General features: G+C 65.0%; 13 protein-coding genes. 9 read left to right on the top strand and 4 right to left on the bottom strand.

Annotation, left to right across the window (positions count from 1 at the left end):
* Positions 1 to 82 precede the first annotated feature (82 nt).
* From JY451_13680 to JY451_13670, 3 genes are all read right to left on the bottom strand, one after another.
* Positions 83 to 1,720 (bottom strand): CTP synthase, encoded by a 1,638-nt coding sequence (locus JY451_13680; GenBank protein QZH74693.1) that lies wholly within the window; start codon positions 1,718 to 1,720, stop codon positions 83 to 85.
* 103 nt (positions 1,721 to 1,823) lie between these two features.
* Positions 1,824 to 2,207 carry a preprotein translocase subunit SecG gene (gene secG / locus JY451_13675; GenBank protein ID QZH74692.1) on the bottom strand — a complete coding sequence of 128 codons (384 nt, stop codon included), beginning with the start codon at positions 2,205 to 2,207 and terminating at the stop codon, positions 1,824 to 1,826.
* A 96-nt stretch (positions 2,208 to 2,303) separates the two neighbouring features.
* Positions 2,304 to 3,062, bottom strand: a complete 759-nt coding sequence (locus tag JY451_13670; protein QZH76734.1) for a triose-phosphate isomerase — start codon at positions 3,060 to 3,062, stop codon at positions 2,304 to 2,306.
* A gap of 244 nt (positions 3,063 to 3,306) precedes the next feature.
* Here JY451_13670 and JY451_13665 point away from each other — a divergent pair, with 244 nt between their 5' ends.
* Positions 3,307 to 5,217 (top strand): peptidyl-prolyl cis-trans isomerase, encoded by a 1,911-nt coding sequence (locus JY451_13665; protein QZH74691.1) that lies wholly within the window; start codon positions 3,307 to 3,309, stop codon positions 5,215 to 5,217.
* 10 nt (positions 5,218 to 5,227) lie between these two features.
* Positions 5,228 to 6,742: an anthranilate synthase component I gene (gene trpE, locus JY451_13660; GenBank protein ID QZH74690.1), complete on the top strand. Its 1,515-nt coding sequence runs from the start codon at positions 5,228 to 5,230 to the stop codon at positions 6,740 to 6,742.
* A 1-nt stretch (position 6,743) separates the two neighbouring features.
* Here the strand turns inward: trpE and JY451_13655 are convergent, their stop codons facing one another.
* A complete protein-coding gene (locus tag JY451_13655) occupies positions 6,744 to 7,145 on the bottom strand; it encodes a hypothetical protein (protein QZH74689.1) in 402 nt (133 codons plus the stop codon).
* A gap of 95 nt (positions 7,146 to 7,240) precedes the next feature.
* On the opposite strand from JY451_13655, the gene JY451_13650 reads away from it, so the two are divergent.
* The 7 genes from JY451_13650 to JY451_13620 all read left to right on the top strand — a co-directional run bounded on the left by JY451_13650 (position 7,241) and on the right by JY451_13620 (position 12,771).
* The gene (locus JY451_13650) at positions 7,241 to 8,026 is read left to right on the top strand and encodes a phosphodiester glycosidase family protein (GenBank protein ID QZH74688.1); all 786 of its coding nucleotides are present in this window, start codon (positions 7,241 to 7,243) and stop codon (positions 8,024 to 8,026) included.
* Positions 8,023 to 8,643, top strand: coding sequence for an aminodeoxychorismate/anthranilate synthase component II (locus JY451_13645; protein ID QZH74687.1), 621 nt, complete (start codon positions 8,023 to 8,025; stop codon positions 8,641 to 8,643). The genes JY451_13650 and JY451_13645 overlap by 4 nt, the downstream gene beginning before the upstream one ends.
* Complete coding sequence (gene trpD / locus JY451_13640; GenBank protein QZH74686.1) at positions 8,640 to 9,632, top strand: anthranilate phosphoribosyltransferase; 993 nt, start codon at positions 8,640 to 8,642, stop codon at positions 9,630 to 9,632. Before JY451_13645 ends, trpD begins: the two co-directional genes overlap by 4 nt.
* Positions 9,629 to 10,420, top strand: coding sequence for an indole-3-glycerol phosphate synthase TrpC (gene trpC, locus JY451_13635; GenBank protein QZH74685.1), 792 nt, complete (start codon positions 9,629 to 9,631; stop codon positions 10,418 to 10,420). The genes trpD and trpC overlap by 4 nt, the downstream gene beginning before the upstream one ends.
* 78 nt (positions 10,421 to 10,498) lie before the next feature.
* Positions 10,499 to 10,903, top strand: coding sequence for a DUF3597 domain-containing protein (locus tag JY451_13630; protein QZH74684.1), 405 nt, complete (start codon positions 10,499 to 10,501; stop codon positions 10,901 to 10,903).
* A gap of 183 nt (positions 10,904 to 11,086) precedes the next feature.
* A complete protein-coding gene (gene moaC / locus JY451_13625; protein QZH74683.1) occupies positions 11,087 to 11,569 on the top strand; it encodes a cyclic pyranopterin monophosphate synthase MoaC in 483 nt (160 codons plus the stop codon).
* Complete coding sequence (locus tag JY451_13620; GenBank protein ID QZH74682.1) at positions 11,566 to 12,771, top strand: molybdopterin molybdotransferase MoeA; 1,206 nt, start codon at positions 11,566 to 11,568, stop codon at positions 12,769 to 12,771. The genes moaC and JY451_13620 overlap by 4 nt, the downstream gene beginning before the upstream one ends.
* Positions 12,772 to 12,801 lie beyond the last annotated feature (30 nt).

Raw genomic sequence — 12,801 nt, 5'->3', positions numbered from 1 at the left:
CGGCCCATAAGCGGACTTAGGCGTTGGTTCGGAACAAAGGCAAGTAGTATTTCTAGGGTGAACTAACCCGGTACAATCGCGGTTAGACCAATCGCGATTGCTTCAATGCTGCTTCGATAAAGCCGGAAAATAGCGGGTGCGGATCGAAGGGGCGGCTTTTCAGTTCAGGGTGGAACTGCACCCCGACAAACCACGGATGGTCCGGCCGTTCGACGATTTCGGGCAGCAGACCATCGGGGGACATGCCGGAGAAGATCAGCCCGCCCGCTTCAAGCCGGTCCTTGTAGGCCGAATTGACCTCGTACCGATGACGGTGGCGCTCGGAAATCTCGCTCGCCCCGCCGTAGATGCCCGAAACATGGCTGTTGCCTGCCAGCTTGGCGGTATAGGCGCCAAGCCGCATGGTGCCACCCAGGTCGGTCTCGGCAGAGCGCTGTTGCAGTCCTTCGGCGCTCATCCATTCGGTGATAATGCCGACCACCGGTTCGCTCGTCTCGCCGAATTCGGTAGAGGAAGCGGCGGTAATCCCCGCCTCCCGCGCAGCCTCGATGCAGGCCATCTGCATCCCTAGGCATATCCCAAGGAAGGGCACATTCCGTTCGCGGGCGAAGCGGACCGAGGAAATCTTGCCCTCACTCCCGCGCTCCCCAAATCCGCCGGGCACCAGAATGCCGTGCAGCGGTTCGAGCCTGGCGACGATCTCGCTGTCATCCTGCTCGAACAGTTCGGCATCGATCCAGCGGATATTGACCTTGGTGCGATTGGCCATGCCGCCATGCACCAGCGCTTCGTTCAGCGACTTGTAGGCATCGGGCAGGCCGACATATTTGCCCACCACGCCGATGTTGACTTCGCCTTCCGGGTGTTCGTAGCGATCGACCACGTCCACCCAGCGCGCCATATCCGGCGCGCGTGACACTTCCAGCATGCCGAAGTGGCGCAGCACTTCGGTGTCCAGCCCCTCGGCATGATACTGCGCCGGCACCGCATAGATAGAACTGGCATCAAGCGCGGGTATCACCGCCTCGCGCCGCACGTTGCAGAACAAGGCGATCTTGTTGCGCTCGCTTTGGGGCAGCGGGTGTTCACAACGGCACAGCAGCACGTTGGGCTGCACGCCAAGACTGGTGAGTTCGCGCACCGAATGCTGCGTCGGCTTGGTCTTCAGTTCCCCGGCCGCCGAGATATAGGGCACCAACGTCACGTGGATCAGGCAGGTCTGGTCCACCGGCAACTCGTTGCGCAGCTGGCGGATCGCTTCGATGAACGGCAGGCTCTCGATATCGCCTACCGTGCCGCCGATCTCGCAGAGGATGAAATCGTGATCGTCCTGGTCCTGAAGCGCGAAGGCCTTGATCGCATCGGTGACGTGCGGGATCACCTGTACTGTCGCGCCGAGATAGTCGCCGCGCCGCTCGCGGGTGATGATATCGCGATAGACCCGGCCGCTGGTGATATTGTCGTTCTGGTGCGCGGAAACGCCGGTGAAGCGTTCGTAATGCCCCAAATCGAGATCGGTCTCCGCCCCATCGTCGGTGACATAGACCTCGCCGTGCTGATACGGGCTCATCGTGCCCGGATCGACATTGAGGTATGGGTCGAACTTGCGGATGCGGACCTTGTATCCGCGTGCCTGCAGGACCGCCGCCAGGGAAGCAGCCATCAGTCCTTTGCCAAGCGAAGAGACCACGCCGCCGGTGATGAAAATGTACCGCGCCATGGGAGTCGAGCCTTAAGGGCAGCGCCGGATTCGGCGCAAGCATCTTGCGGTGAAATAAGAGTGAGTGCGGAGGCTTTTCCCCCGCTGTCGCATTTACCGGATTTTATTCGGCTACGTCGGCAAGCGGGTCGTCTTCCGCTGGCGCGGCAGGTGCTTCTCCCGCAGGATCGCCGGGGATCACTGTCGCGGTGTTCGCATCGGCCGGAGTAACGGACCGATCAAGCGTATCGTCGAAGTCGCTGCCGCCGGTAGCTCCGACAGCCAGCGAGGCCAATACAATCGCCAAGGCGACGAAGATGATGGCCGACCACTTGGTTGCCCGCGTCAGGAAATCCGCCGCGCCGCGCGCCGACATCACCCCGCCGGGGCTGCCACCCCCGCCAATCCCGAGGCCGCCACCCTCAGATCGCTGCATCAGCACCAGCGTAACGAGCGTTGCGGCCACGAGGCCCTGGATGACGAGGAGGAAATTGAAAAGCGAGTTCATGGCCGTTCAGTCAGTCAATAAGAATGCACGAATGCGGCGCATGTAGGCTGCATGGCCCTTTCCCACAAGGGGAGACGCGCCTTCCGGAATGGATGCCTAACTGTCGCCGTTCTCGGCAGCAGAGACGATAATGCCGAGAAAACTCTCGGCAGTCAGGCTTGCACCGCCCACCAGAGCGCCGCCGACCTCGTCCGCCGCCAGCAGTTCGGCGGCGTTGTCCGGCTTCACCGATCCACCGTAGAGGATCCGCACGCCCGCGCCTGCATCGCCATACAACGAAACGAGCTGCGCGCGGATATGCCGGTGCATCGCGCCGACATCGTCCGGAGTCGGGGTCTTTCCGGTGCCGATGGCCCAGACAGGTTCGTAGGCAACGGTGATCTTCGCCGTAACTTCGTCACCAACAGGCAGCGAACCGGCCAGCTGGCGCGCAACGACGTTCTCGGCTTCACCGGCATCGCGCTCCGCTTCGGTCTCGCCGACACAGACGATAACACTCATTCCGGCGGCAAGGACGGCCTGTGCCTTCTGCTGTACGAGCGCATCGGTTTCGCCATGATCGGCACGCCGCTCGCTGTGGCCGACAATAGTAAAGCCTGCGCCCGCATCCTTCACCATCGCGGCGGAAATGTCGCCTGTGTGCGCCCCACCTTCCGCCGGATGGCAATCCTGCGCACCGATGCCGATCAGGCTGGCTTCCTTGCGGGTGGCGTGGAGCAGAGTGAACGGCGGAGCGATCGCCACTTCCACTTTCATCAACCGTTCCGCCGCACGATCGATCGCACGCGCTTCGGAAAGCATGGCGCGAGTGCCGTGCATCTTCCAGTTGCCAACAATGTAAGGGCGAATGGTCATTGATTTTCCTGCAATTTCTGGAACCTGATAAGGATCGCAATCCCACGTAAGGTAAACGTAACATCGCGCGCTAATGCGCCGTTGCGGGCTTGTCAAAGCCGCTTGTGCACAATGCGGGAAACCACCTGCGCCCTGTTGCGGCAGCGCCGCAGGCGGGATAAGGCGCGTGGACTTTGCGCAAGGGATAGATCTCTGGCGCCAATATTCACGGCCCCCCGGCCAAGCGAGAGCTGACTTTAACGCCATGATCCAGTTTTTCCGCAGATTTTTTCAATCCAAGATCGGTATCGGGGTTACGCTAGGTTTCCTCGCCCTGATTGCGCTCGCCTTTGCCAGTTCGGACGTGGCCAATACAGGTATGTTCGGCGGAGTGGCCGGAGGAGACCGGGTGGCCGTGGTGGGAGACCGCACGATCTCCACCTCAGACCTGAGCCAGAACGCGAATAATGCGCTGCGGCAGGCGCGGGAGGAGAACCCCACACTTTCGATGGAAGGCTTCGTGGCGCAAGGCGGGTTCGATGATGTCATCGAACAGATGCTCAGCCGCGCGGCCATCGCCGAATTCGCCGAAATCCTGGGCCTGCGCGCGGGAACGCGGCTGGTGGATAGCGAGCTCGTGGCAGGCGGCGCTACCGATGCCGAGGCATTCCGCGCCCAGTTGCGCCAACGCGGTCTCACCGAAAGCCTCGTGCGCGATGATCTGGCAATGAGCCTGCTGGCGCGGCAGTCGGTGGTTCCGATCGCCTATCAGGCGCGGATGCCCAGCAGCATCGCACGCACCTATGCGCAACTGCTGGGCGAAACCCGCACCGGCACCGCCGCAATGTTCCCGGCAGAAGCCTTCGCGCCCGCAGCCGACCCCACGGCAGCACAGTTGCAGGAATATTATGACGAAAACCGTGCGAGCTACATCCGGCCCGAACGCCGGGTGATCCGCTACGCAGCTTTCGGCGCCGACGCGGTGGGCGATCTGCCGCCAGTTACCAATGCGCAGATTGCTGCACGCTATGAAGCCGATCAGGCCCAATATCAGGCGACCGAACGGCGCAGCTTTACCCAGCTGGTCGTGCCGACCCAGGCCGCCGCACAGGCAGTGATTGCCGAAGTTCGCGGAGGCATGTCGCTGGAGGATTCTGCAACTTCCAAAGGCCTCGCTACCACCACGGTCGAAGCCGTCGAACGCGCCGACTACGCCAGCACTGCTTCGCAGGCAGTGGCTGCTGCCGGTTTCGACGCTGCCGAGGGGGCTCTCGCCGGTCCGGTACAGGGTTCGCTCGGCTGGTACGTGCTTCGCGTGAACGAGGTAACCCCGATCGCCGGCCGCACGCTGGCGCAGGCGAGCGAGGAAATTCGCGAGACGCTGCTGACCGAACGCAGAGCGAAAGCGCTTGAGGAGCTTACCGAACGGCTCGACACCGAATTCTCGCGCGGGCGGACGCTTGAGGAAGCGGCGCGCGAACTGGGCATCGAACTGGAAATCACTCCGCCCTTGCTCGCCACTGGGCAGGTATACGAGCAACAGACGCAGGCACCGCCGCAACTGGCCCGGGCAGTCGGCTTTGCCTTCGAGCTGGACGAAGGACAGGCGGCGATTTCCGAGCTGGAGGCAGGCGAGACCTTCCTGATCTTCGACGTTGCCGAAATCACCCGCAGCGCCACCGCTCCGCTCGCGGAAATCCGCCCGCAACTGGTGGCGCGCTGGAAACGGGACCGGGGCATGGCCGCGGCCGGGCAGGCTGCGGAGCGCGTGCGCGAGCGGGTTGAAGGCGGGATGTCGCTGGCCGACGCCCTGCGCGAGGAAGACGTTGCTCTTCCCGCCCCGCAAGCGCTCAGCATCAATCGCCGCGCGCTGGCGCAGCAGCAGCAGATCACGCGTGCCACCATCCTGTTCTTCTCGATGGCCGAAGGCACGGTGAAGCGGGTCGCCGAGCAGGAAACCAGCCGCTGGTTCGTCGTCGAGCTCGACGAAATCGAAACTGCCGAACTCGCCGCCGACAGTTCTGAAGTGATGCAGACCGCGCTCCAGCTCTCCAGTGTGCTGGGCGAGGAATACGTGGAGCATTTCGTCGCTGCCGCACAGGCTTCTCTCGACATCGAGCGCAACGAGGCGGGTATCGAAGCGGTCCGCGCGCAGCTGACCGGCGCGACCAATTAGGTTCGATCGTTTGGGCACCGCTCCCAACCACGCAGACGCTGCGCGCGAGGCACTGGCCGGTGGGCGCAACACGCTCGTCTGGCGGCGGGTGGTAGCCGATACCGAGACTCCGATCGGCGGCGCGCTCAAGCTGATCGAGGAAGGGCGCGGCGATTTCCTGCTCGAATCGGTAGAGGGCGGCGAAATCCGCGGGCGGTACAGCCTGCTCGGGCTCGATCCGGACCTGCTGTTCCGCGCCACCGGAGCCGTTGCCGAAATCAACCGGGCATGGCGGCATGACCGCGAGGCATTCGCACCGCTCCCTGGCGATGCAATGGCCGAACTGCGCGCGCTGGTGCAGGCCTGCCGGATCGACGTGCCTGAAGGACTGCCGCCCGCCCTCGCCTGCCTCGTCGGCTATTTCGGTTACGAAACCATCGGCCTGGTCGAAAAACTGCCGCGCGCGCCGCAGAGCGATCTCGCCCTGCCCGACATGCTGTTCGCCCGCCCGACGCTGGTGCTGGTGTTCGACCGGCTGACCGACGGGCTGTTCGTCATCGCCCCGCTATGGACGGACAATGGCAGCGATCCCGCCAGCGCGGTCGAACGCGCCGGTGAGCGGATCGACGAAGCCCTGCGCAGGCTGGGCGAAAAAGTGCCCGAAGCACCGCGCTTGGCCGAAGTGCCCGACTGCGCGCTCTCGCCGGTGCTGGCCGAGGGTGACTATGCCGAGATCGTCTTGCGGGCGAAGGATTACATCGCTGCGGGCGACATTTTCCAGGTGGTGCTGGCACAGCGTTTCACCTGCCCCTTCCCGCTCCCTCCGCTGGCGCTCTATCGCGCGCTGCGACGGGTGAATCCCTCGCCGTTCCTCTACTTCCTCGACCTGCCGGGTTTTGCCGTGGTTGGCTCCTCTCCAGAGATCCTGGTGCGGGTGCGCGATGGTGAAGTCACGATCCGCCCGATCGCCGGAACCCGCCCGCGCGGGGGCAACGATGCCGAGGACAAGGCCAACGAAGCCAGCCTGCTTGCCGATCCCAAGGAGTGCGCCGAGCACCTGATGCTGCTCGATCTGGGCCGCAACGATGTAGGCCGGGTGGCCACGGCGGGCAGCGTCGAAGTCACCGACAGCTTCACCATCGAACGCTACAGCCACGTGATGCACATCGTCAGCAATGTCGTCGGGCAACTGGCAGGGGAGAAGGACGCGCTCGATGCGCTGTTCGCGGGGTTCCCGGCGGGCACCGTCAGCGGAGCCCCCAAGATCCGCGCCTGCGAGATCATCGCCGAGCTCGAGCCCGAGACGCGCGGAGCCTATGCTGGCGGCGTCGGCTATTTCGCGCCCGATGGCTCGGTGGACAGTTGCATCGTCCTGCGCACCGCCGTGGTGAAAGACGGGGTGATGCACGTACAGGCGGGCGCGGGCATCGTGGCCGACAGCGTGCCGGAGTACGAAGCCGCCGAATGCCGCCACAAGGCCGGCGCGCTGATCGCCGCCGCGCGCGAAGCGGTGCGGATCGCGGGTGAGGCGGGTTTCGGGCAGTAGGTCAGCCTACCAAGCCGAACCACGCGAAGTAGCCGACCAGCGCAGCGCCGATCATCGTGCCCCAGCCGATCCGGTCGCTTTTACTGGCTGGCGGACTGAACAGATGCCACGCGCCGCCGCCAAACAACACGGCACAAACGAACACGATCACTCCGCACAGCAGCTGGAACAGCGCCGTGCCCACGGCGTCCAGCCAGCCGCCCTGTGCGTCGATCCAGTTGGAAGCATCGTCGAGATCGACGCCGAGCAGCAACAGGATCACCGCCACCACGGCGAAGATCAGGAAGAAAAACAGGTACAGCGCCGATGCCCCGCTGCGCGGCCGCAATTCGTCGCTGACCGATACCCACGAGACACGCGAGTACCGCCACAAGCCAGCGATGAAATTGCCGATCCAGCGCATCGCGCTCCCCCCGGAATTGCCGGGATGACGAATTGGCCTGTTCGGCCTGCAAGTCAATCTCGCGCTCCGTCCTCCATCGCGCTAAGGCCTTGGCGATGGTCGAGACACCCCACTTTCTGGTGGCACTTGCGCTAGGGCTGCTGCTGGGCGGGTGCGACGCGCGGTTTGATAGTGATGCGGCGGCGGAACTCGAATCGCCTTGCGAGCCGGTGATGTTCGAGGACACCCCCTTCACCCATTGCACCGCCAATCCCGCGCGTCACACAGTGGGCATGGACCTCGCGCCCGAAGGTTCGGACGCGCCCTACCGCTCACTGACCGCCTTCGCAGAAACCAACCCCACCAGGGTCATCATGGCAATGAACGGCGGCATGTATGACACGGAGGGCCAACCCATCGGCTATTTCGTCGAAGACGGTCGCCGCCTCGCCGTGCTCAACCAGAACGAAGGCCCCGGGAATTTCCACCTGCTCCCCAACGGCGTTTTCTTCGGCGAGGCCGATGGCCCGTGGCGGGTGCTCGATACGGAAACCTTCGCCGCGCAAATCACCGACCGCCCCCAATTCGCCACCCAGTCCGGTCCGATGCTCGTTATCCGAGGCGAACTGCACCCGGAGATCGATCCGGACGGCACCTCGCACAAGCTCCGCAACGCCGTGGGCGTGGACGCTAGCGGCCGCGCACATTTCCTCATCAGCGAAGCCCCGGTCAGCTTCGGCAAGCTCGCCCGCTATTACCGCGACGTGCTGAACGTGGACAACGCGCTGTTCCTCGACGGCAGCGTGTCGCAGCTCTGGGACCCGGCGAACGACCGGCTCGACACAGGACCGCCCATTGGCCCCTTGATCGTGGTGCGAAATCGGGCAGAGGGGGCGGAATGAGCCACATCCTCGTCATCGACAATTACGACAGCTTCACCTTCAACCTCGTCCACTACCTGATGGAACTGGGCGCCGAGGTCGAAGTGGTGCGCAATGATGCGCTCTCCGCCGCGCAGGCCCTGTCCAGCGGCGCGGCGGGGTTCCTGCTGTCGCCCGGCCCCTGCACGCCGAACGAAGCGGGGATCAGCCTTGATCTGGTCGCTGCTTGCGCCGATGCGGGCAAGCCGCTGCTCGGCGTGTGCCTTGGCCATCAGGCGATCGGGCAACATTTCGGCGGCACCGTGGCGCGCGGCGGGCTGATGCACGGCAAGACCTCGCCGGTGGAGCATGACGGTTCCGGCGTCTTCGCGGGCCTGCCCTCGCCCTTCACCGCCACGCGCTATCACTCGCTGATCGTGGAAGACATTCCCGGTTGCCTGCTGGTCAATGCCACCAGCGAGACGCCGGGGCTGGACGGCACCGCGGTAATGGGCTTCCGCCACGCCAGCCTTCCGATCCACGGCGTGCAGTTCCACCCGGAAAGCATCGCCACCGAGCACGGGCACGACCTGCTCGCCAACTTCCTCGACCTCTGCGGCATCACTCCCGTGCGCGGGCTGACCGGAGTGGCCGCGTGAGCGTGCTGCCCCCCACCGACATTCCGCTGACCGAAGCCGATGCCGAACGCGCCTTCGGAGACATGCTCGACGGAAAGCCTGCGGACGAGGAAATCGCCCGCTTCCTCTCCGAACTGTCCGATCGCGGCGAACGCGCCGAGGAAATCGCCGGGGCCGCGCGGGCCATGCGCAAGCGGCTGATTCCGATCGACGCGCCCGACAACGCCATCGACGTCTGCGGCACCGGGGGCGACGGGCACCATACGCTCAACGTCTCCACTGCCGTGTCGCTGGTGGTCGCCGCCTGCGGTGTCCCGGTGGCCAAGCACGGCAACCGCGCCGCCAGCTCCAAGGCAGGCGCGGCGGATACGCTTGAAGCGCTGGGGCTGGACATGGACGCCGCCGGGCGCACGGCGGAAAAGACCTTGGCAGAAATCGGCATCTGCTTCCTGTTCGCCAAGAACCACCACCCGGCGATGGCGCGGATCCAGCCGATCCGGCAGAAGCTGGGCAAGCGGACGATTTTCAACCTGATGGGGCCGCTGTCGAACCCGGCGAAAGTCCGCCGCCAGTTGATCGGCATCGCCCGCCCCGCCTATGTGCCGATCTATGCCGATGCCATGGCGCGGCTGGGGACCGACCGCAGCTTTATCGTCTCAGGCGACGAGGGGCTGGACGAACTGAGCCTCGATCACGGCAACGAATTGGCCGACGTGCAAGGCCGCGAAGTGCGGATGCGCCGCGTCGATGCGAGCGAGGCGGGCTTGGCCCATGCTCCGGTCGAAGCTATTCGCGGTTCCGACGCGAAGCACAATGCCCGCGCGCTCGAAGCCCTGCTGATGGGTGCACCCGGCCCCTATCGCGATGCGGTGCTGTTCAATGCGGCGGGTGCGCTGATGGTGGCGGGTGAAGTCGAAAGCTGGGCCGAAGGGGTGGAGGAAGCCGGCGAAGCGCTCGACAAGGGGCTGGCCAAGGCACTGCTCGCCTGCTGGATCGATACTGCAAAATGACCGACAAACTTGCCGAAATCTGCGCCACCAAGCGCGAGGAAGTCGCCGCGCGAAAGGCGCTCAAGACGCTGGAGGATTGCGACCGGATCGCGGCGAAATCCTCTGCCCCGCGCGGGTTCATCCGCGCGCTGGAGGAAAAGGCCGCCACAGGCTTCGCGCTGATCGCCGAAATCAAGAAGGCCAGCCCGTCCAAAGGGCTGATCCGCGCCGATTTCCGCCCGCATGAACACGCGATGGCCTATGCCAACGGAGGCGCAGCCTGTCTTTCCGTGCTCACCGATGCCCCTTATTTCCAGGGGCATGAGGCCTTCATGATGGAAGCCCGCGCCAGCACCACCCTTCCCGTGCTGCGCAAGGATTTCATGGTCGATCCGTGGCAGGTGGCCGAAAGCCGGATGTTCGGTGCCGATGCCATTCTCATCATCGTCGCCGCGCTCGACGATGCACTGATGGTCGAGATCGAAGCGGCGGCGCTGGAGCGCGGCATGGACGTGCTGATCGAGGTCCATGACGAAGCGGAGATGGAACGCGCGGGCAAGCACCTCGCCTCGCGCCTGATCGGGGTGAACAATCGCGATCTGCGAACGTTCAAAACCGATCTCGCCACTACCGAACGGCTCGCACCGCTGGCTCCGGAAGGCAGCCTGCTGGTGGGTGAGAGCGGCATCAATTCGCACGCCGATTGCCTGCGTCTGGCCGAAGCCGGAGTGCGCTGCTTCCTCGTCGGCGAAAGCCTGATGCGGCAGCAGGATGTCGAGGCGGCGACCCGAATTTTGTTGCAAGGCTAGATTTTACACACCCTTTCACGCCTTCGGGCGTTAGATGTTGTATCGGCCAGCCGGCCATCAGCAAATAAGGGGAATGTCATGGGTATTTTCGGCTCGATCAAGAACGCGATTTTCGGGGACGACGAAGCGGAAGAAGCCAAGGCCGCTGCGCCTGCGCCCGCTGCCAGGCCCGCTACCGCCACGCCGCCCGCGGCCAAGTCCGGCTTCGGGGCCGCTTCGACCAAGGCGATTACCGAAGTCGACATCGAAGCCCGGCTCGATGCGAAGGAAGGGGCGGACAAGCTCAACTGGCGTACGTCGATCGTCGACCTGATGAAGCTGGTCGGGCTCGATCCGACCTACGAGAACCGCAAGGAACTGGCGACAGAGCTGGGCGACACCGACTATTCGGGCAAGGCCGAGGAAAACATCTGGCTGCACAAGCAGGTGATGAACAAGCTCGCCGCCGCCGGTGGCCGGGTCCCGGCCGACCTGCGCGACTGAGCCGGGTCTGTCCTACGCCACGTGACTGTGGCAAGGGGCGGGAATGAACTGCCGCACTTGCCCGCACTCGTCAGCAAACCGCCCTGCCCGCGCCCCTCGCGCGGCAGGGCGTTTTTCTTCCTTTGAACCGTGTAACACCCGGTCCATGTCTTCCAACACGCCCTCGTTTGGCATGGCCGTCGCATGAGCAGCCTGACCCATCTTGACGAAACTGGCGCGGCGCGGATGGTCGATGTCGGTGCCAAGCTGGAAACGGCGCGCAGTGCCACGGCCAGCGGTCGCATTACCATGTCTTCCGCCACGCTAGCGGCCGTGCGGGATGGCAGTGGGCCCAAGGGGGACGTGCTGGCGACGGCGCGAATAGCGGGAATCATGGCGGCCAAGCGGACCGGAGAACTGATCCCGCTGTGCCACCCTCTCGCGCTCGACAGCGTCACGGTCGATTTCACTTTCGAGGATGGCGGCGTGGCCGTCACCGCCCGCGCCAGTCTGACGGGCAAGACCGGGGTGGAAATGGAAGCCCTCACAGCCGCCTCCGTGGCGCTGCTGACGATCTACGACATGGCCAAGGCGCTGGAAAAGGGCATGGTGATCGAACAGGTGCGGCTGCTGGAAAAGACCGGCGGCAAGAGCGGCGACTGGCACGCCGACCCGCTACCCGCGTGAACCCGAAGCCGCTGATCCCGCTGGAAGAGGCGCAGGCGCGCCTGCTGGCGCTGGCCAAACCGCTGGGCAGCGCAATCGTGCCAGTCGAGGAGGCGGTTGGACACTACCTCGCCGAGCCGCTGCTGGCCCGGCGCACCCAGCCTGCGGCGGACCTTTCGGCGATGGACGGCTATGCGGTGGGCGAGGCGGACCTCTCCGGCCCATGGCGCGTGATCGGAGAAAGTGCGGCAGGGCATCCGTTTGCAGGAACGCTCGCGCCGCGCGAGGCGGTGCGTATCTCCACCGGCGCGATGATGCCTTCAGGTGGCGGCGCGGTGCTGTTGCAGGAAGATGCGATCCTTGACGGCGGGACACTGCGGCTGTCCGGCAGCGACAGCGCGACGCCGCGGCATATCCGCCGCAAGGGGTTCGATTTTGCGGAGGGCGATCTGCTGCTGGAAGCCGGAAGCCGAATCGGCCCCGCGCAACTCGCGCTTGCAATCGGCAGCGGGCATGGGGAATTGCCGGTCGGAAGGCGCGCTAGCCTCTGCGTGATCGACAGCGGGGACGAACTCGCCAGCGATCCGGCGCAGGCACTCGGCCATCAGATCCCTGCCAGCAACGGGCCGATGCTTGCCACAATGGCTGCGCCGTTCGTGGGCGAGTGTCGCCGGATCGGCCCGGTGGCGGACCGGCTGGAGGCGCTGGTTGCTGCCTTCGAACAGACGGGGGACGCCGATGTCATTGTCACCAGCGGCGGCGCATCGGTGGGCGATCACGACCTGGTGCGCCCGGCGCTGGAAGCATGGGGCGCGACAATAGATTTCTGGCGGATTGCGCTGAGGCCGGGAAAGCCGCTGCTGGTGGCTCGCAAGGGGACTACGCTGGTGCTTGGACTACCGGGCAATCCGGTATCGAGCTACGTCACCGCGTTCCTGTTCCTGCTGCCGCTGCTGCGCAATCTGGCGGGCGCGGGCAATCCGCTGCCCAAATCCATTCTCCTGCCTCTGGGCGGAGTCTTGCCCGAGACCGGCCCGCGCACCGAGTTCTACCGGGCCTCCCTGGAACCCGGAGGCGTGCTCCCATACGATCAGCGCGACAGCAGTGCGCTCCGCTCACTAGCCGCTGCCAACGCCCTGATCGCCCGGCGGGCAGGGGCCGCCGCAGCCTCGGTCGGCGACACGGTCGAGGTATTTCCGCTCCAGAATGGCGGTATCGCTTGACTTGCGCGAATCTGTTTCATACTTGTTCCT

The organism is Erythrobacter sp. (assembly GCA_019739335.1).
Classification (GTDB): domain Bacteria; phylum Pseudomonadota; class Alphaproteobacteria; order Sphingomonadales; family Sphingomonadaceae; genus Alteraurantiacibacter.
Note: the sequence above shows the minus strand (reverse complement) of the source record. Positions and strands in the feature narration are given on the sequence as shown.